This is a genomic window from Streptomyces sp. NPDC041122 (genome assembly GCF_055592445.1).
Window position 1 is genome coordinate 82,098 of record NZ_JBVIYQ010000011.1, and the last position, 18,761, is coordinate 100,858.

The window sequence follows — 18,761 nt, forward strand, 5'->3', positions numbered from 1 at the left end:
GGAAACCGGGCGTCACTAGCGTCCCCGCCGTACAGGTCAATGGATCAGCAGAGAACCATTGGATGTCGGCCAGGACAACTGGGAGGTCCCACGTGACTCCGGAGATTTCGCGCAGACGCCTGATGGCGATCGGGGGCGGCGCGCTCGGCGTCGCCGCCGCCGGCTCCTTCCTGCCGCCGTCGCTGCAGGAGGCGCTCGCGCACGAGCCGCCGCGCGGGGGCGGCCTCGACAAGATCGAGCACGTGGTGATCCTGATGCAGGAGAACCGGTCCTTCGACCACTACTTCGGCTCGCTGCGCGGCGTACGCGGTTTCGGCGACCGCAACGCCGTCCGGCTCCCGGGCGGCAAGCCGGTGTTCGAGCAGCCCGGCGCCCTGCGCGCCATCCTGCCCTTCCCCGTCCGGCAGGCCGCCGAGACGCAGAAGAAGGACCTCCAGTACATCGGCGCGCTCGACCACTCCTGGGGCGGCGGCGCCAAGGCCTGGCACGACGGCTGGATGGACGGCTGGGTCAGCGCCAAGACGGCGGCCACCATGGCGTACTACACGCGCGAGGACATCCCGCTGCACTACGAACTCGCCGACACCTTCACCGTCTGCGACGCCTACCACTCCTCCATCCACAGCTCCACCAGCCCCAACCGCAACCACCTCTGGAGCGGCAGGACGGGGTACGAGGCGAACGGCAGGCGGGCCGTCGGCAACGACGCGTACGACGAGGGCACCCACCCCGGCTACGGCTGGGGCACGTACGCCGAGCGCCTGGAGAAGGCGGGCGTGAGCTGGCGCACGTACACCGAGTGGGAGAACTTCACCGACAACCAGATCGAGTTCTTCACCACCTTCAAGGCCATCGCCCGCAAGGTCCTGGCCAAGACGGGCCTCACCTACATGGAGGCCTTCTACGCCAAGGTGCGCGACGCCGAGAACGAGACCGCGCGCGCCGCGCTCCTCGCCACCCTGGAGGAGGGCGTCGGCACGCTCGACCGGCACGAGCGCTCCCTCTTCGAACGCGGGCTGCGGCGCGTGCCCACCGGCGAGCTCGCCGAGAAGTTCGCCGCGGACGTGGCCGGCGGCAGACTCGCGAAGGTCACCTATCTGGTGCCCTCCGCCCAGGACTCCGAGCACCCGAGCGTCTCCTCGCCCGTTCACAGCGCGACCATCGTCTACAAGGTGCTCGACGCCCTCGCCTCCCACCCGGAGGTCTGGCGGCGCACCGCCGTCTTCATCAACTACGACGAGAACGACGGCTTCTTCGACCACGTCCCGCCGCCCGTGCCCGGCGGCGACAGCCCCGAGGAGCGGGAGGAGCGCTGGGAGGGCAGGCCGACCGGGCTCGGCGTGCGGGTGCCGATGCTCGTCGTCTCGCCGTGGACCGTCGGCGGCTACGTCTGCTCCGAGGTCTTCGACCACACCTCCGTGGTGCGCTTCCTGGAGAAGTGGACCGGCGTGCGGGAGCCCAACATCAGCGCCTGGCGCCGCAAGGTCACCGGCGACCTCACCGGCGCCTTCGACTTCCGGCGCGGCCACCGCCGCCCCGACCTCGAACAGCCGGGCGCCATTCCGGAGTTCAGCGGCCGCTGGGCCCCGCAGCCGCCGCTGCAGCAGTCCATGCCGGTCCAGGAGCCCGGCACCCGCCGCGCGCGTCCGCTGCCCTACCAGCCCGACGCGGACGCCCGGCCCGGCGAGGACGGCACGCTCACCGTGCGGCTGCGCAACGGCGGCAGTTCCAGCGCCCACTTCGCGCTCTACCCGTACGCGGGTGAGTTCCCCCTGCCGCAGCACCAGGACGTCGTGCGCAAGGGCGCCTGGACCGTGCCGGTGCCCGGCGACAGTTACGCCTTCACCGTCACCGGGCCGAACGGCTTCCGGCGCGAGTTCGCCGGCGTCAAGGAGGCGGCGGGCGGCAAGGGAGTGGCCGGTGGCAAGGGCGGGGGAGCGCGGCTCAGTTCCGCGATCACCCACCGCGAGATCCACCTCACCCTCGCCAACCGCGGCCGGCACACCCTCGTCTTCACGGTCGAGCCGCTCGGCTACGTGGACGGGGCGGACGTCCGGTCGCGGACGCGGACCGTGCGGGTCAGGGCGGGCAGCAGCCGCACCGTGGCCTGGCACACCGCCGACGAGCACGGCTGGTACGACGTCGAGGTGACCGCGGACGGCGACCCGGCGTTCCGGCGGCGCCTCATGGGCCACATCGAGAACGGACGCGCGAGCGTCTCGGGCTGAGTCCCGCGCGGCACGCGGGGTGCGCGGAGCCGGGCCGTCCGGCTCCGTCCGCCTCGCGCGGCTGGAGTGCCCTTCCTGGGCCCCTGGGTGTCTTGTGCGCTTGTGAGTATGGCCACGAAAGCGACAAATGATCTTCTAGCGCTGTCAAAGTGACTCCGGCGCACATGTCGCCACTCATGCGTTCTTTTGCGGGCCCCAGTTGGTCGACGGCTGCTCCCGGTGAAGATCCACACGTTACCCAGGGAGTCCGTCCGTGGCAGCACTCGCCCGGTGGTGCGTCAGGCGCCGCCTCGTCGTCGTCCTGCTGTGGCTCCTCGCCCTGGGCGCCACCGCCTCGGCCGCGGCGGTCGCCGGGTCGGCGTACTCCAACGACTACGAGGTGCCGGGCACCGAGTCGGGCCGCGCCGCCCAGCTCCTGAACGACAACTTCCACGGCATCGGCGGCGACAGCGACACCGTCGTCTGGCACACCGGGCCCGGCACCTCCGTCCGCGCCGCCGACGTCGAACAGACGATGACGGACGCGCTGCGGGAGATCTCCGGCCTGCCCGCCGTGGCCTCGGTGACCGGCCCCTACGCGGACGGGGCCGCCGGGCGGATCAGCGCGGACGGCCGCACCGCGTACGCCACCGTCACCTTCCGCGAACAGGCCGACGACATCACCGAGGCCGACGCCCGGGCCGTCGTCGACACCGCCGAGGCGGCCGCATCCGACCACCTCCAGGTCGAACTCGGCGGCACCGCCGTCGGGCTCACCGAGACCAGGAGCGCCCAGCTCGCCGAGGTCGTCGGGGTGGCCGTCGCCGCCGTCGTCCTCTTCCTCGCCTTCGGCTCGCTCGCCGCGGCCGCGCTGCCCATCGCCACCGCGCTGGTCTCCGTCGGCACCGCGTACGCGGGCATCGTGCTGCTCGGCCATCTGATGACCGTCGCGGACTTCGCCCCGATGCTCGGCACCCTGATCGGGCTCGGCGTCGGCATCGACTACGCCCTGTTCATCGTGACCCGGCACCGCAAGGGCCTCAAACGCGGCCTGCCCGTGGCCGTCGCCGCCGAGCGTGCCGTCGCCACCACCGGCCGCGCGGTCGTCTTCGCGGGCGCCACCGTCTGCATCGCCCTGCTCGGCATGCTCATCCTGCGGCTCGGCTTCCTGAACGGCGTCGCCATCGCCGCCTCGCTGACCGTCGTCCTCACCGTCGCCGCCTCCGTGACCCTGCTGCCCGCGCTGCTCTCCTGGATCGGACCGCGCGCCCTCAGCCGGCGCGAGCGCCGCAGACTGGCCGCGCACGGGCCCGAACCGGAGCTGCCGACCGGGTTCGCCGCCCGCTGGGCCGCCTTCGTGGAGCGCCGGCCCCGCCTCCTCGGCGGCCTCGCCGTCCTCGTCATGGCCGTGCTCGCGCTGCCCGCCCTCGCCCTCCACCTGGGCACGTCCGACCAGGGCAACAATCCGGCCAAGGCCACCACCCGGCAGGCGTACGACCTCATCGCCGACGGATTCGGGCCCGGCGTGAACGGGCCGCTGACCCTGGTCGGCGAGGTCTACGGAGCCGGCGACCGGGTCGCCGTCGACGACCTCGTGACGACGCTGAGGTCCACGCCCGGCGTCGCCTCCGTCAGCCCGGTGACGTACGACGACGCCGGCCGCACGGCCCTGCTCACCGTGGTCCCCGACTCGGCCCCGCAGTCCGAGGCGACCAGCCGACTCGTCGACCGGCTGCGCGAGGACGTGCTGCCCCGGGCCGAGGCGGGCAGCTCCCTCGACCTGCACGTCGGCGGGGTCACCGCGAGCTACGACGACTTCGCGGAGATCATCGTCGGCAAGCTGCCGCTCTTCGTGGGCGTGGTCATCGGACTCGGCTGCGTACTGCTCCTGCTCGCCTTCCGGTCCCTCGGCATCCCGCTCAAGGCCGCCGTGATGAACGTCGCCGCGGTCGCCTCCGCGTTCGGCGTCGTCGTCGCGATCTTCCAGTGGGGCTGGGGGAGCGAGCTGCTCGGCCTCGGCAGGGCGGGCCCCATCGAGCCCTTCCTCCCCGTGATCATGGTGTCCGTCCTCTTCGGGCTCTCCATGGACTACCAGGTCTTCCTGGTCGGCCGGATGTACGAGGAGTGGCTGGAGACCGGCGACAACCGCCGCGCCGTGCGCGTCGGGCTCGCCGAGACCGGCCGGGTCATCAACTCCGCCGCCGTCATCATGATGTCGGTCTTCCTCGCCTTCGTGCTCAGCGGCGACCGGGTCATCGCGATGTTCGGCATCGCGCTCGCCGCGGCCGTCGCGCTCGACGCCTTCGTCCTGCGCACCCTGCTGGTGCCCGCGCTGATGCATCTGCTCGGCGGCGCCAACTGGTGGCTGCCGCGCCGCCTCGACCGCCTCCTGCCGCGCATCAGCATCGAGCCGCCCGAATGCCGTTCGAACCCGCGCGGCGCCCGTGCGAGGATCCCCGGACAGTGTGCCGTGGCCGACGGCACGCACGGGGAGAGGGAGCACGATGTTCGCGATATCGCTGGGCGAGGGCGCTGAGCTGCGGCCGATCGAGCCGTGGCAGGCACAGGAGTTCCTCGAACACGTCGAGCGGGCGCGGGAGTACGCGGGGCCGTGGGTGCCCTTCACCACCACCGTGCGGGACCTCGAATCGGCGCGGACCTTCCTGCAGTCGCGCGCCGACCGGCAGGCCGCCGACACCGGCCGCTTCCACGGCATCTGGCTGGACGGCACGCTCGTCGGCGGCGTCTTCTTCCGGGTCTTCGACCCGAGCGTGGACGGCTGTGAGGTCGGCGTCTGGCTGGAGCCGTCGGCCGCCGGCCGTGGACTGGTCAACAAGGCCTCGAAGATCCTCATCGACTGGGCCGTGGACGAGCGCGGCATGCACCGCGTGGAGTGGCTGGTCTCCTCGCGCAACGAACGCAGCAAGGCCGCCGCCGCACGCCTCGGCTTCACCCTGGACGGCGTGCTGCGCGAGAGCTTCCCCTGGCAGGGGATACGGCACGACATGGAGGTCTGGTCCGTCCTCGCCCCGGAGTGGCGGGCGGCACGGGACGGCTCGGGGCCCGCGGCCGGCGCTCGTTAAGAGAGCTCTCAGACTCCGTCCGTACGGTGCGCAGCATGGGTACCAAGACAGACGACGCGACCGGGATCAAGGCCGCCACCGGAGCCGAGGACGCCGACCAGACCGAGGAAGTGACCGGTACCGACACGTCGGAACCGAAGACCGAGGCGCCGAAGGCGGACGTCACGAAGTCCGGCGAGCCGGCCGACGCCGCCCCCCACGCCGACGGCGAGGTGGACGAGGACGCCGCGGAGGCCGACGACGCGTACAGGACGACCGTCCCGGCCGCCCGGTCCACCGGAGTCGGGCAGGGCGCCGCGGCCGTCGTCTCCGCCGCGCTCGGCGTGATCGGCCTCTCCGGCGGCTGGCTCGGCACCATCGCCGGGGCCCGCTCGAACATCATGGGCCAGCTGGAGACCAAGCAGTCCGCGAGCGTCTCCGACCAGCTCCAGGCCATGTACGGCGACTCCTGGCAGGCCACCGCGCTGATCGCCGGCATCTTCGCGGTCTCCGCGCTGATCGTCGGATTCGTGGTCCTGGTCAGGCCCGCCTTCGGCGCCCCCGGCAAGGGGCAGGCGCCGTGGATCAAGTCCGTGGCGTGGGCGGGTGTCGCGCTCGGCGTGATCGGGCTGATCCTCGCCGTCGCCAAGTACAGCGACCTGCTGCTCGGACTGCCGTCCGCACCTTCCTGAGCCGTCCGCGCCCGCGCCTAAGGCAGGGGCGGGGCAGGGGCTAAGGCCCCCGCCCCGCCCCTCGTCGCGTCTAAGGACCCCGGCGGTCCGGAGATGCGGCAGCCGCCCGATGTGGCGGACCCCCCTGGGAAACGAAAGTGGAGACATCGCAGAGAACGACACCGGCGATACCGACCACGACCCAAGGGGTACGAGATGTTCGAGTACGAGATGCACCAGATGCGCGCCGCCGAGCTGGCCCGGGTGGCCGACCGGCAGCGCCAGGTAGGCGAGGCCCGCAAGGTCCGCGCCGCCGAGCGCCGATCGGCCCGCCACGAGGCGGAGGGGCGGGTGAGCACGACGCTCCGGTTCCGCAAGGTCCGCTTCACGCGGGCCGCCTGACATGACGGGACCGGTCGCCCCGGTGTCCGCTCCTCGGATATCGGGTGCCGCACGGTCGGCACGCTGTGCGATGCTCGCCGCTGTGGAGACCAGGTCTGTCAGCCCCGTGTTCGTCGGCCGCGCCGATGAACTGGGCGTACTGAACGAAGCGCTCGCCCGCGCCACGGGCACCCCGCTCGAAGGAGCCGGGGGCTCCGGCCCGGGCGAGCCGCAGGCGCTGCTGCTCGGCGGGGAGGCGGGCGTCGGCAAGACCCGCCTCGTCGAGGAGTTCACCGCCGCCGCCGAGCGGCAGGGCGCCGTCGTCGCGCTCGGCGGCTGCGTCGAGATCGGCGCCGACGGCCTGCCCTTCGCACCCTTCTCCACCGCGCTGCGCGCGCTGCGCCGCCGGCTCCCCGGCGAACTGGCCGCCGCCGCCGAGGGCCAGGAGGAAGAGCTCGCCAGGCTGCTGCCCGAACTGGCCGCGCCCGCCCCGCACATCCAGGGCCACGCCTCCGGCGGCGGATCCGACGAACAGGGCATGGCCCGGCTCTTCGAACTCACCGCCCGCCTCCTGGAACGCCTCTCCCAGGACCGCACCGTCGTCGTGGTCCTGGAGGACCTGCACTGGGCCGACGCCTCGACCCGCCACCTCCTCGCCTACCTCTTCCGCACCCTGCGCGGCGGACGCCTGGTCCTGCTCGCCACCTACCGCGCCGACGACATCCACCGCCGCCACCCGCTGCGCCCCCTGCTCGCCGAACTCGACCGGCTGCGCACCGTGCGCCGCGTCGAACTGGGCCGCTTCAGCAGGGACGAGGTCGCCCGCCAGATGGCCGGGATACTCGAGGCCGAACCCGAACCCGGCCTGGTCGACGACATATTCGCCCGCTCCGACGGCAACGCCTTCTTCGTCGAGGAGCTCGCCGTCGCCTCCCACGGCAGCAGCTGCGCGAGCCTGACGGACTCCCTGCGCGACCTCCTCCTGGTCCGGGTCGAGGAACTGCCCGAGGACACCCAGCGGGTGGCGCGCATCGTCGCCGAGGGCGGCTCCACCGTCGAGTACGCCCTGCTCGCCGAGGTCGCCGGGCTCGGCGAGGACGACCTCATCGAGGCGCTGCGGGCCGCCGTCGGCGCCAACATCCTGCACGCCTCGCCGGACGGCGACGGCTATCGCTTCCGGCACTCCCTGGTCCGCGAGGCCGTCAGCGACGACCTGCTGCCCGGCGAACGCTCCCGCATCAACCGCCGCTTCGCCCAAGCCCTGGAGGCCGAGCCGGCCCTGGTCTCCGCCGACCAGCGCGCCGCCCGCCTCGCCGCCTACTGGTACCACGCCCACGACGCCGCCAAGGCGCTGCCCGCCGTGCTCGTCGCCTCCGTCGAGGCCCGCCACCGGCACGCCTACGCCGAACAACTGGGCCTGCTCGAACGGGCGATGGAGCTGTGGGACGACGCCCCCGAAGCCGTCCGCGACGCCCTGCGCCCCGCCGACTTCGTCGAGGGCTACCCGGCCTGCGGCTGCGACCCGGCCACCCCGCTGCAGTACCTGGACCTGATGGCCGAGGCCACCGTCGCCGGCCGCCTCTGCGGCGAACGCGAGCGCGCCCTGAAGATCACCAAGCGCGCCCTGCGCCTCCTGGAGGAGGAGAAGGACCCCCTGCGCTCCGCCTGGTTCTGGGTGTCCCGCTCCCGCCTCGTCTCCACCCTCGGCCGCGGCGACGGCTGGACGGAGATCGCCAAGGCCCAGGAGCTGATGCGCGGCCTGCCGCCCTCCGAGGTGCACGCGGACGTGCTCGTCCACCGCGCCTCCTGGGGCATGCTCCACGACCCGGGCCCGGAGACCCTGGCCGCCGCCGAACGGGCCGTGGAGTACGCCCGCATGGTCAAGGCCGACTCCATCGAACTCAACGCCCGCCTCACCCGCGGCAACCTCCTCATCGAAGCCGGCGACCCCGAGGCCGGCCTCGCCGAGATGTACGAGGTCAGAGAGCGCGTCATCGCGGACGCCCTGGTCACCGACCTGAGCCGGGCCCACATCAACCTGCCCTCCGCCCTGGAGGGCGTCGGCCGCTCCGCCGAGGCCGTCCGCGTCGCCATGGAGGGCATCGAGTTCTGCCGGAAGTACGGCCTGGTGGACACCGAGGGCTGGGTCTGGGCCAACGCCGCCGAGTCGCTGCTCTCCGTCGGCCGCTGGGACGAGTGCGCCGAAGCCGCCGCCCGGACCCAGCGCCGCGCACAGAGCGCCAAGCCCCGCGGCACCGCCGAGATGTGCTCCGCCCGCCTGGCGCTCTTCCGCGGCGACTACGCCGCCGCCACCCGCCACATCCAGTCGGCCCACCACCACTACGGCAGCCACGACCCGCAGCCCCAGTACATCCTCCCGCTCATCCGCATCGCCGTCGGCATCGCCGCCGGCGAGGGCCGCATCCTGGACGGCCGCGCCGAGGTCGAACGCGCCCTCGCCACCGGCTTCCCGGTGGGCACCCAGCGATACGGCTGGCCCCTGCTCCTCGCCGCCGCCGCCATGGAAGCCGACACCCGTGGCCTGCCCGCCGCCGAGGCAGGCCGTCCCGCCGCCGTGAGACGCATCCGCGCCGCCGCCAAGACCCTCGCCACCCCCATCCCGCTCTGGCGGGTCTACGACGAGTGGACCCGCGCCGAACTGCTGCGTGCCGAAGGCCGTGACGGCCCCGACGACTGGTGCGCCGTCGTCGCCGCCCTCACCCCCCTCGACCGCCCCCACGACCTCGCCCTCGCCCGCCTGCGCCTGGCCGAGTCCCTCCTCGCCCCGGACACCACCGACCGCGAACGGGCCGCCCACCTGCTCCGCCTCGCCGGAGAGGTGGCCGACCGGCTCGGCGCCCGGCCGCTCTCCGACTCCGTCACCGGCCTCGCCCAGCGCGCCCGCCTCACCCTCAACCCCGCCGAGGCCACGCGTGCGCCCGCCACTCCCGCCGACCCGGCCGAGGCGCTGGGTCTGACCAGCCGGGAGCGGGACGTGCTGCGCCTGGTGGCGGTGGGCCGCAGCAACCGCCAGATCGCCGAGGAGCTCTTCATCTCCCCGAAGACGGCGAGCGTCCACGTCTCCAACATCCTGGCCAAGCTGTCCGTCACCGGCCGCGGCGAGGCCGCCGCACTCGCCCACCGGCTCCGGCTCTTCCCGACGGCCGGGGAGCCCGCCCCGCACTGACGCGCGCCCCTCCCTCGGCCGCCCGTCCCCTCGGGCGGCCGTGGCCGCCGCTGACCTGCGCCTTCCCGGCCCCGGCCGGTTGCGGGCCGACTCGCTTACGCTGGACGGCAGAGACCCGGCTCCTGGGAGGCGCAGTGTTCAACGCGATCGAGGCCCTGTTCGCGCCGGGGCGCAAGCACACGGACGACGAGCAGAAGCGGTTTGAGCTGACCCGCGTCGACCTCGCCGACGGCGACCCGGGGCGCGGGCCGATAGACCTGACCTCGGGCAAGGTGGTCGTACGCCCGCCCGTCCCGTCCCCGCGGCCCGACGACCCCTCGGCCACCGACGAGCCCTCGGCCACCGACAAGCGCTCGCCCAGCGGCCGGTCCGACGACCCCGACAGCTGACCGACCGCTACTTCACCTCCACCTCCAGGATCTTGTCGTCCCCCTTCTCCGGCGTCCCCCGCGAGTCGGTCTCGTTGGTGACCACCCAGAGCTTGTCGCCGCCCGCGGCCACCGCCGCGCGCAGCCGCCCGTGCTCGCCCTTCAGGAAGTCCTGCGGCTCCGGCTCCCCCCGCACGCCCCGTACCGGGACGCGCCACAGCCGTTCGCCGCGCAGACCCGCCAGCCAGACGGAACCCTCCGCGTAGGCGATGCCGCTCGGTGAGGCCTCCGAGGTCTTCCACTGGGCCACCGGATCGCGGAAGCCCTTCTCGCCCGCCTTGCCCTCGGCCTCGGGCCAGCCGTAGTTGCCGCCGGCCTTGATCTCGTTCAGCTCGTCCCAGGTGTCCTGGCCGAACTCCGAGGCCCACAGCCGCTTCTGCTCGTCCCAGGCCAGGCCCTGCACATTGCGGTGTCCGTACGAATAGACGGGGGAGTCGCCGAAGGGATTGCCGGGGGCCGGGTCGCCGTCCGGGGTGAGGCGGAGGATCTTCCCGCCCAGCGACTTCTTGTCCTGTGCGAGGCCGGTCTCGCCGGTCTCACCCGCGCCCGCGTACAGCATCTTGTCCGGGCCGAACGCGATCCGGCCGCCGTTGTGGATCATGCCCTTGGGGATGCCCTTGAAGACCGTGTCGGGCGCGCCGAGCTGCTCGCCGGAGGGCTTCTTCTCGTCGTACAGCATGCGGGCGATGCGGTTGTCGGACTCCGTCGTGAAGTACGCGTACACCAGGTGGTCCGACGCGTAGGCCGGGGAGAGCGCGAGGCCCAGCAGGCCGCCCTCGCCGCCGGGGGCGACGCCGGGCACCGAGCCGACCTTCTTCTTCTCGCCCGTCTTCCCGTCGATCCGGGTGATCGTCCCCTCGTCCCGCGAGGACACCAGCAGGTCGCCGCCGGGCAGCGGCGCGAGGCCCCAGGGGGACTTGAGGTCCGTGGTGAGGGTGCGGGTGACCTTCGCGGAGCCCTTCTCCGGCGGGGCGTCGGCGCCCGCCCTGCCGGTGGGGGGCGGACTGGATCCCTCCCGCCCGGGCGGGCTCCCGCGGTGGTCCGGCTCGTCGTCACCCGACGAACACCCGGCCGCGAACACGAGGGCGGCGGCCAGCACGGCCGTAACAGCAGATCGATGCACGATCAGGATCCCTTCGACGCAGCGCTTCTCCTGTTCATACACCGCTCGCGCCCCGCGGGTTCCCGTTCTCCCGCCACGACATCGGGCCACCACGGCGGGACGCTCGGTGACTCGGCGGCTCAGTCCCACGACCCCAGCGCCGCCGGCAGCGCGGCGATCTCCGCCAGGTCCGCCTCCGTCAGCCGCACCGCCGCCGCGGCCGCGTTCTCCACCGCCCAGCGCTCCCGCTTGGCCCCGGGTATCGGCACCACGTGCGGGCCCTGCGCGAGGACCCAGGCCAGCGCGACCTGCGCCGGTGTCGCCCCGTGCCGCTCCGCCACCCGGCGCAGCCCCACCACCAGCGGCTGGTTGGCCGCCATCATCTCGGCGGTGAAGCGGGGGTGACGGGCCCGCAGGTCGTCCGGTTCGAACCCCTGGCCCGGCGTCAGCGTCCCGGTGAGGAAACCGTTCCCCAGCGGCATCGCCGCGAGCACCCCGACCCCGCGCGCCGCGCACCACGGCAGCAGTGTCTCCAACGCCTCCGGCGACCACACCGACAGTTCCGCCTCCACCGCGCTGACCGGGAAGACCTGCTGGATCCGCTCCAACTGCCGGACCGTTCCGTCGTGCAGGCCGGGACCCGGCCGGCCCGGCGCCGCACGCCGGTGCGAACGCGCCCCCATCGCGCACAGGCCGAGCGCCCGCACCTTCCCCGCGGCGACCAGCTCGGCCATCGCGCCCCAGGTCTCCTCTATCGGCACCTCGGGATCCGGGCGGTGCAGCTGGTACAGGTCGATGCTGTCGGTCTGCAACCGCCGCAGCGACGCGTCGCAGGCCCGTTTCACGTAGCCGGGGCGGCCGTTGGCGACGATGTGCTGCTCGCCGACGAGCAGCCCGCACTTCGTCGACACGAACGCCTCCGCGCGCCGCTCCTTGAGCACCCGGCCGAGCAGCAGCTCGTTGGTGAAGGGCCCGTACATGTCCGCCGTGTCGAGCAGCGTCACCCCGCGCCCCGCGGTGCCCGCCGCGTCCAGGGCCGCGTGCACGGTGCGCAGCGACGCGTCGCCCCGCTGCCGCGAGCCGGTGTACGCCCAGCTCATCGGCATGCAGCCGAGTCCGACGGCGCCCACTTCGAGCGCCCCCGCGCCGATCGTCCTGCGCTCCACCTGGCCGTACCCTCCCACTCCTCGTCCGGAGATCATCAAAACTAACCGCTGCCGCCCCGGCCCCGGGCGCTGCCTCCCCGCGGGCGGTGCGCGAGCGGCGCGCATTAGCCTCCAGCCATGACGACAGACGTATGGCTTCCGTACGAAGCGCACGAGATCCCGGGGCTGCCCGAGGCCTCCGGAGCCGGCTTCACCTACCGATTCTGGGAAGGCGGTCCGGAGTTCCCCGCGGACCCGGCCGACTGCGCCTTCTACGTGGTGCCCTATATGAAGACCTCGGAGACCGCCGTACGCCCGCTGTCCGCGATGACGTCGGTACGCGTCGTACAGACCCTCACCGCGGGCATCGACCACGTACAGCCCGGGATCCCGCTCCTCGCCCCCGGTGTGCGCTTGTGCAACGCCCGCGGTGTGCACGAGGCGAGCACCGCCGAGCTCGCGCTCACCCTGATCCTCGCCTCCCTGCGGGGCGTCCCGCGCTTCGTCGAGGGGCAGCGGCAGGAGGAGTGGCGGTCGGGGTTCTATCCGGCGCTCGCCGACCGGTCGGTGCTCATCGTGGGCCACGGATCGATCGGCGCCGCCATCGAGGACCGGCTCGCCCCCTTCGAGTGCGCGCGGGTGGCGCGCGTCGCGCGCTCCGCCCGCACCACGGAGCGCGGCCCCGTGCACCCGCTCACCGAACTGCCGTCGCTGCTGCCCGACGCGGACGTCGTCATCCTCTCGACCCCCCTCACCGAGGCCACGCGCGGGCTGGTGGGAGCCGACTTCCTGGCCCGCATGAAGGACGGCGCCCTGCTCGTGAACGTCGCCCGCGGACCCGTGGTCGACACCAAAGCGCTCATGACCGAACTGGAGTCGGGGCGGATCACGGCCGCCCTCGACGTGACCGACCCGGAACCGCTGCCCGCCGGTCATCCCTTGTGGCACGTTCCGGGAGTGCTCATCAGCCCGCACGTCGGAGGCTCCACCTCCGCCTTCGAGCCGCGCGCCAAGCGGCTGCTGGCCGCGCAGCTGAGTGCGTACGCGGCCGGGAAGCCGCTCGACAACATCGTGCTGACCACGGGCAGTTGATCACCCGAGAGCGATTCGCGCACGCTCCGCACCTGTCCGCGTGCACCGCGTGTCCGCTTCTTCGCCAGCAGTCACGGAGCGTAGAGCAGCTATGTCCCTGAGTGACGAGTCTGGTGTATCGTCCCGATTGGGGATGCGCCGTGAACCGTTCGGCGCGGGGACGAGACGTCAGAACTGCGAGGGGGGCGACGGGCGATGCACGGCCTATGGGCGAAAGATCCGACGCGGCGGGAGCGCAGCCGACGCCTCTGGCGCGCACCGGCCCGCCGACGCAGGCGAGTCGGGAGCCGCGCGAGCGGCCGACGCCGTACCCACCAGCGCCCGTGCCGGCCCGGCCGGCGCACGGGCCGGACGGACACGGGAGCGGCACGGACCAAGGCGGCCCGGTGAGCGGCCGGGTGGCCTCCACCGCCGTCCTCGACGCAGGCGTGGCGGCCCTGTCGCGGCGGCCGCCGTCGGCCCGGCGCGCGCTGCCCGGCGGCCGCGGCCCGGCCTCCCAGCTGGCGCTCCTGCTGATCTGCGGTGCGTACGCCACGGGCTCCGCGCTCGGCTGGGGCTCGCACCAACTGGCACGGATCATGGGCGACTTCGGGCTGAGTGTGGCCGCCGGGGCCGCCGCGATCTCCTGCTTCCGGTACGCCCGCACCCGGCACAGCCGCTTTCGTCCCGCGTGGCTGCTCTTCGCGCTCTCCTCCGCGATGGCGGCGTGCGGCAACGCGGTCTGGGGGTGGTACGAGGTCGTGCTCGACGCGGAGGTGCCGGCGCTCAGCCTCGCCGACGTGTTCTTCGTCTGCTTCGCCCCGCCCGCCATCATCGGCCTGCTCGTGCTCGCCAAGCGCCCGGTGACCAGGGCGGGTTGGATCTGCCTCGGTCTCGACGCCTGGCTCATCGGGGGCTCGCTCCTCACCCTCTCCTGGAGCCTGGCCCTCGCCCGTGCCGCGAGGTTCGAGGGCCAGGGCGTCCTGCAGGGCGCGCTCGCCCTCGCCTACCCCCTCCTCGACATCGCACTGGTCAGCGTGGTGCTCGCGCTGCACTTCAGGCGCTCGGCCGCCCAGCGCGCCCCGGTGAACACCGCGATCGGCGCGCTCGCCCTGACGGTGATGTGCGACGCGCTCTTCAGCACCCCGCTGCTGAAGGACACCTACCAGTCCGGCCGGATCCTGGACGCCGGCTGGTTCGCGGGCTCGCTGCTCCTCGCGTACGCCCCCTGGGCCGCACCCTGGCACGCGCGCGGGGCGCACGGTTCGGACTCGGCGCACGTGCCGTACGACAGCGAGCCGGAGGAACCGCGGCCCGCGGCGCCCCGCCCGATCGCGGGCTCCCTCGCCGCCCTCACCCCGTATCTGGCCGCCGCCGTCTGCACGTTGGGAATCCTCTACAACGCGCTCAGTGGCCAGAGCGTCGACCGCGTGGTGCTCTTCACCGGCGGCGCCGTGGTGCTCGCCCTCGTCGTGCGCCAGGGCATCATGCTCATGGACAACATCACGCTGACCCAGGAACTGGCCCAGAAGGAGAACCACTTCAGGTCCCTGGTCCAGGGCTCCAGCGACGTCATCATGATCGCCGCGCCGAACGGCATCCTGCGGTACGTGAGCCCGGCCGCCGAGGGGGTCTACGGCCGCGAGGCGGACGACCTCGTCGGCTCCGAACTGGCCACGCTCATGCACCCCGAGGACATCGGCCGGGTCGTCCACGAGATCCGCAGGTTCCTCGCCGCCGACCCCGCGGAGGAGTCCACCACCCGCATCGAGTGCCGCTTCAAGTCCGGCGACGGCGAGTGGCTGAACGTGGAGTCCACCGTCAACCGCCACCACGGCGGTCTCATCTTCAACAGCAGGGACGTCACCGAACGGGTCAGACTCCAGGCGCAGTTGCAGCACAACGCCGAGCACGACCCACTCACCGACCTGCCCAACCGCGCCCTGTTCACCCGGCGCGTCGGCCAGGCCCTGACCGGCCGCAGAGTGACCGACCGCGGCACGGCCGTGCTCTTCATCGACCTCGACGGCTTCAAGGCCGTCAACGACACCATCGGGCACCAGGCCGGTGACGAGCTCCTCATCCAGGCGGCGCGCAGACTTCAGGAGGCGGTGCGTTCGGGCGACACCGCCTCCCGGCTCGGCGGCGATGAGTTCGCGGCCCTCATCGTCGGCGACGGGACCAGGGACCAGGCCGCCAGGGAGCAGCACATCTACGAGCTGGCCGACCGGCTGAGAATCACCCTCTCCCAGCCCTACGTCATCGACGGCAACGACGTGCGCGTGGCGGCCTCCATCGGTGTCGCGTTCGCCGAACCGGGCATCGGAGCGGGGGAGTTGCTGCGCAACGCCGACCTGGCGATGTACCGCGCGAAGGCCGCGGGCAAGGGCCGTGTCGAGCTGTACGCACCGCAGATGCAGGCCGACGTCGTCCGCAAGGCGGAGCTCGCCACCCGGCTGCGCGCCGCGCTGCACGACGGCGAGTTCGCGCTGCTCCACCAGCCCGTGGTCGGCCTCGACGACGGCCGGATCACGGCGGTCGCGGCGCAGGCCCGCTGGCGCTCGGCGCAGGGCATCCTCTTCACGCCCGCCGAGTTCCTCCGGGTCTCGGAGACCCGGGACGGCAGGGAGGGCAAGGAGAGCGCCGCCCGCGCGGCCGAGCTCGGCCGCTGGATGTTCGAGGAGGCAGTGGAGCAGGCCGCCGAGCGCGGCAGGGCCGGCCACGCGGTGCCCGTCGCCGTCCGGATGAGCGCCCGCAGGCTCGTCGACCGCTCGCTGCCGATGGGCTCCATCGAGGCGCTTCTGACCCGGCACGGCCTGCCCTCCGGCGCGCTCATCATCGAGCTCACCGGCAGCGACCCCCGGGTCTCCCTGGACGAGCTGGAGCGGCGTCTCGCGGCCCTGCGCAGGCTCGGTGTGCGCATCGCGCTCGACGGCTTCGGCAGCGGCTACGCGGCGATCACCGCGCTGCGCCGGCTCCCCGTCGACATCCTGAAGCTGGACCGGGGTCTGGTCGAGGGCGTCGTCGAGTCCGCCAGGCTGCACAAGATCACTTCCGGGCTGCTGCGCATCGCGGGGGACCTGGGGCTGATCTCCGTGGCCGACGGCGTCGACGAGCCGGAGCAGGTGGCCGCGCTCCGCGCGATGGGGTGCACGCACGGCCAGGGGGCGGCGTTCGCCGGCCCGCTCGACGAGTACCGGCTGCGCCGCGCGCTCCGTCTAGGGGAGTACCCGGTGCCGCGCGGTCCGGCCGAGCCGGTCCTCGCGGGCGGGCTCACGGGACCGTACGCGGGCAGCGCCTCCGGTGTCTTTACGGGCGCCCCCGCGGCGACGTACGGCGGTCCGCAGGCGGTGTACACGGGCGGTGCCGCGGCCTACGCCCGTTCACATGATGAGACCCCCGTCCCACCTACTTGACAGGCACTGCGTGCCGGGGGGAGGGTCAATGCCATGCGCACCCGAATTCTCGTACTTGGAAAGCGCGTCGGCTGAAGCTGGGACTGACCGGTCCGAACACCGGAGTCCCCGCGACCGCACCCGGCGCGCTCCCCTCGCTTGCCTCACGGCACGAGGGGTTTTTTGTTGCACTGGCACCTGCCAAACCCCCGCAAAACCCCCGCAAAAACCCTCAGCTTCGAGAAGAGAATGCCGATGACCGAGCAGGCCACCGGGGCCCACCATCCGCAGCCGCGGCCCCGAACCTCAGGACAGCAGCCCGCCCCCGTCGAGCACGTCACGGGTGCGCAGTCCCTGATTCGTTCTCTCGAGGAAGTCGGGGCCGACACGGTGTTCGGCATTCCCGGCGGAGCCATCCTCCCGGCGTACGACCCGATGATGGACTCCACCCGGGTGCGCCACGTCCTGGTCCGCCACGAGCAGGGTGCGGGGCACGCGGCCACCGGGTACGCGCAGGCCACCGGCAAGGTCGGCGTCTGCATGGCGACGAGCGGCCCCGGCGCCACCAACCTGGTCACGCCGATCGCCGACGCCCACATGGACTCCGTCCCGATGGTCGCGATCACCGGCCAGGTGGCCTCCAAGGCCATCGGTACGGACGCCTTCCAGGAGGCGGACATCGTCGGCATCACGATGCCGATCACCAAGCACAACTTCCTGGTCACCAAGGCCGAGGACATCCCGCGCACCATCGCCGAGGCCTTCCACATCGCCTCGACGGGACGCCCGGGCCCGGTCCTCGTGGACATCGCCAAGGACGCGCTCCAGGCGCGGACGACCTTCTCCTGGCCGCCGCAGCAGGACCTGCCCGGCTACCGTCCGGTGACTAAGCCGCACGCCAAGCAGATCCGCGAGGCCGCCAAGCTCATCACGGCGGCCAGGCGCCCGGTCCTGTACGTCGGAGGCGGCGTCATCAAGGCACAGGCCACCGCCGAGCTGAAGGTCCTGGCAGAGCTCACCGGAGCGCCCGTCACCACCACCCTGATGGCGCTCGGCGCATTCCCCGACAGCCACCCGCTGCACGTGGGAATGCCGGGCATGCACGGTGCGGTCACCGCCGTCACCGCGCTGCAGAAGGCCGACCTGATCGTCGCCCTCGGAGCCCGTTTCGACGACCGCGTCACCGGCAAGCTGGACAGCTTCGCCCCGTACGCGAAGATCGTCCACGCCGACATCGACCCGGCCGAGATCGGCAAGAACCGCGCCGCCGACGTGCCGATCGTCGGTGACGCCCGCGAGGTCATCGCCGACCTCGTGCAGGCCGTCCAGGCCGAGCACACCGAGGGCCACACCGGCGACTACACCGCCTGGTGGTCCGACCTCAACCGCTGGCGCGAGACCTACCCGCTGGGGTACACGCAGCCCGACGACGGCTCGCTCTCCCCGCAGCACGTCATCGAGCGGATCGGTCAACTCGCCCCCGAGGGCACGATCTTCGCGGCGGGCGTCGGCCAGCACCAGATGTGGGCCGCGCACTTCATCCAGTACGAGAAGCCCGCCACCTGGCTCAACTCCGGCGGCGCCGGGACGATGGGCTACGCGGTCCCCGCCGCGATGGGCGCCAAGGCCGGTATGCCCGACCGCGCGGTGTGGGCGGTCGACGGCGACGGCTGCTTCCAGATGACCAACCAGGAGCTCACCACCTGCGCCCTGAACAACATCCCGATCAAGGTCGCCATCATCAACAACGGCGCCCTCGGGATGGTCCGCCAGTGGCAGACGCTCTTCTACAACCAGCGCTACTCCAACACCGTCCTGCACAGCGGTCCCGAGGCCGTCGGCCCCAACAAGGGCACCCGCGTCCCGGACTTCGTGAAGCTGTCGGAGGCCATGGGGTGTGTGGCGCTGCGGTGCGAGCGCCCCGAGGACCTCGACAAGGTCATCGCCGAGGCCAACGCCATCAACGACCGGCCCGTCGTGGTCGACTTCATCGTCCACGAGGACGCCCAGGTGTGGCCGATGGTCGCCGCCGGCACCTCGAACGACGAGGTCATGGCCGCCCGGGGCGTCCGCCCCGACTTCGGCGACAACGAAGACGACTGAGACCGAGAG

General features: G+C 72.8%; 12 protein-coding genes. 10 read left to right on the forward strand and 2 right to left on the reverse strand.

Translation table 11 applies throughout. The annotated features are described in order from the left end of the window. Positions 1–92 precede the first annotated feature (92 nt). The 7 genes from ACZ6B8_RS33420 (at position 93) to ACZ6B8_RS33450 (ending at position 9,897) form a co-directional block, all read left to right on the forward strand. A complete protein-coding gene (locus ACZ6B8_RS33420) occupies positions 93–2,228 on the forward strand; it encodes a phosphocholine-specific phospholipase C (RefSeq protein WP_471609617.1) in 2,136 nt (711 codons plus the stop codon). Between the two features lie 253 nt (positions 2,229–2,481). Next, positions 2,482–4,743, forward strand: a complete 2,262-nt coding sequence (locus tag ACZ6B8_RS33425; protein WP_471609618.1) for an MMPL family transporter — start codon at positions 2,482–2,484, stop codon at positions 4,741–4,743. After that, positions 4,712–5,290 (forward strand): GNAT family N-acetyltransferase, encoded by a 579-nt coding sequence (locus ACZ6B8_RS33430; RefSeq protein ID WP_471086250.1) that lies wholly within the window; start codon positions 4,712–4,714, stop codon positions 5,288–5,290. Before ACZ6B8_RS33425 ends, ACZ6B8_RS33430 begins: the two co-directional genes overlap by 32 nt. Before the next feature lie 35 nt (positions 5,291–5,325). Beyond that, on the forward strand, positions 5,326–5,961 hold the full coding sequence (locus ACZ6B8_RS33435; RefSeq protein ID WP_471609619.1) for a hypothetical protein: 636 nt from the start codon (positions 5,326–5,328) through the stop codon (positions 5,959–5,961). 195 nt (positions 5,962–6,156) lie between these two features. Then, a complete protein-coding gene (locus tag ACZ6B8_RS33440; RefSeq protein ID WP_471609620.1) occupies positions 6,157–6,342 on the forward strand; it encodes a hypothetical protein in 186 nt (61 codons plus the stop codon). A 70-nt stretch (positions 6,343–6,412) separates the two neighbouring features. Further along, on the forward strand, positions 6,413–9,508 hold the full coding sequence (locus ACZ6B8_RS33445; RefSeq protein ID WP_471609621.1) for a helix-turn-helix transcriptional regulator: 3,096 nt from the start codon (positions 6,413–6,415) through the stop codon (positions 9,506–9,508). Positions 9,509–9,642: 134 nt separating this feature from the next. Continuing rightward, complete coding sequence (locus tag ACZ6B8_RS33450) at positions 9,643–9,897, forward strand: DUF6191 domain-containing protein (RefSeq protein WP_471609622.1); 255 nt, start codon at positions 9,643–9,645, stop codon at positions 9,895–9,897. A 7-nt stretch (positions 9,898–9,904) separates the two neighbouring features. Here the strand turns inward: ACZ6B8_RS33450 and ACZ6B8_RS33455 are convergent, their stop codons facing one another. Both ACZ6B8_RS33455 and ACZ6B8_RS33460 read right to left on the reverse strand, forming a co-directional pair. Then, a complete protein-coding gene (locus ACZ6B8_RS33455) occupies positions 9,905–11,059 on the reverse strand; it encodes a PQQ-dependent sugar dehydrogenase (RefSeq protein ID WP_471609717.1) in 1,155 nt (384 codons plus the stop codon). Positions 11,060–11,178: 119 nt separating this feature from the next. Beyond that, positions 11,179–12,204: an aldo/keto reductase gene (locus tag ACZ6B8_RS33460; RefSeq protein ID WP_471086267.1), complete on the reverse strand. Its 1,026-nt coding sequence runs from the start codon at positions 12,202–12,204 to the stop codon at positions 11,179–11,181. 117 nt (positions 12,205–12,321) lie between these two features. On the opposite strand from ACZ6B8_RS33460, the gene ACZ6B8_RS33465 reads away from it, so the two are divergent. The 3 genes from ACZ6B8_RS33465 to ACZ6B8_RS33475 all read left to right on the forward strand — a co-directional run bounded on the left by ACZ6B8_RS33465 (position 12,322) and on the right by ACZ6B8_RS33475 (position 18,752). After that, a complete protein-coding gene (locus tag ACZ6B8_RS33465; protein ID WP_471609623.1) occupies positions 12,322–13,275 on the forward strand; it encodes a 2-hydroxyacid dehydrogenase in 954 nt (317 codons plus the stop codon). A gap of 386 nt (positions 13,276–13,661) precedes the next feature. Then, the gene (locus ACZ6B8_RS33470) at positions 13,662–16,670 is read left to right on the forward strand and encodes a putative bifunctional diguanylate cyclase/phosphodiesterase (protein ID WP_471609624.1); all 3,009 of its coding nucleotides are present in this window, start codon (positions 13,662–13,664) and stop codon (positions 16,668–16,670) included. Between the two features lie 234 nt (positions 16,671–16,904). Next, positions 16,905–18,752 (forward strand): acetolactate synthase large subunit, encoded by a 1,848-nt coding sequence (locus tag ACZ6B8_RS33475; protein ID WP_471609625.1) that lies wholly within the window; start codon positions 16,905–16,907, stop codon positions 18,750–18,752. Positions 18,753–18,761: the final 9 nt, after the last annotated feature.

Bases quoted from the DNA above. Each gene is read 5' to 3' on its own strand.
- ACZ6B8_RS33445 (WP_471609621.1), top strand. From the start codon at position 6,413: ATGCTCGCCGCTGTGGAGACCAGGTCTGTCAGCCCCGTGTTCGTCGGC.
- ACZ6B8_RS33430 (WP_471086250.1), top strand. From the start codon at position 4,712: ATGTTCGCGATATCGCTGGGCGAGGGCGCTGAGCTGCGGCCGATCGAG.
- ACZ6B8_RS33440 (WP_471609620.1), top strand. From the start codon at position 6,157: ATGTTCGAGTACGAGATGCACCAGATGCGCGCCGCCGAGCTGGCCCGG.
- ACZ6B8_RS33475 (WP_471609625.1), top strand. From the start codon at position 16,905: ATGACCGAGCAGGCCACCGGGGCCCACCATCCGCAGCCGCGGCCCCGA.
- ACZ6B8_RS33465 (WP_471609623.1), top strand. From the start codon at position 12,322: ATGACGACAGACGTATGGCTTCCGTACGAAGCGCACGAGATCCCGGGG.
- ACZ6B8_RS33435 (WP_471609619.1), top strand. From the start codon at position 5,326: ATGGGTACCAAGACAGACGACGCGACCGGGATCAAGGCCGCCACCGGA.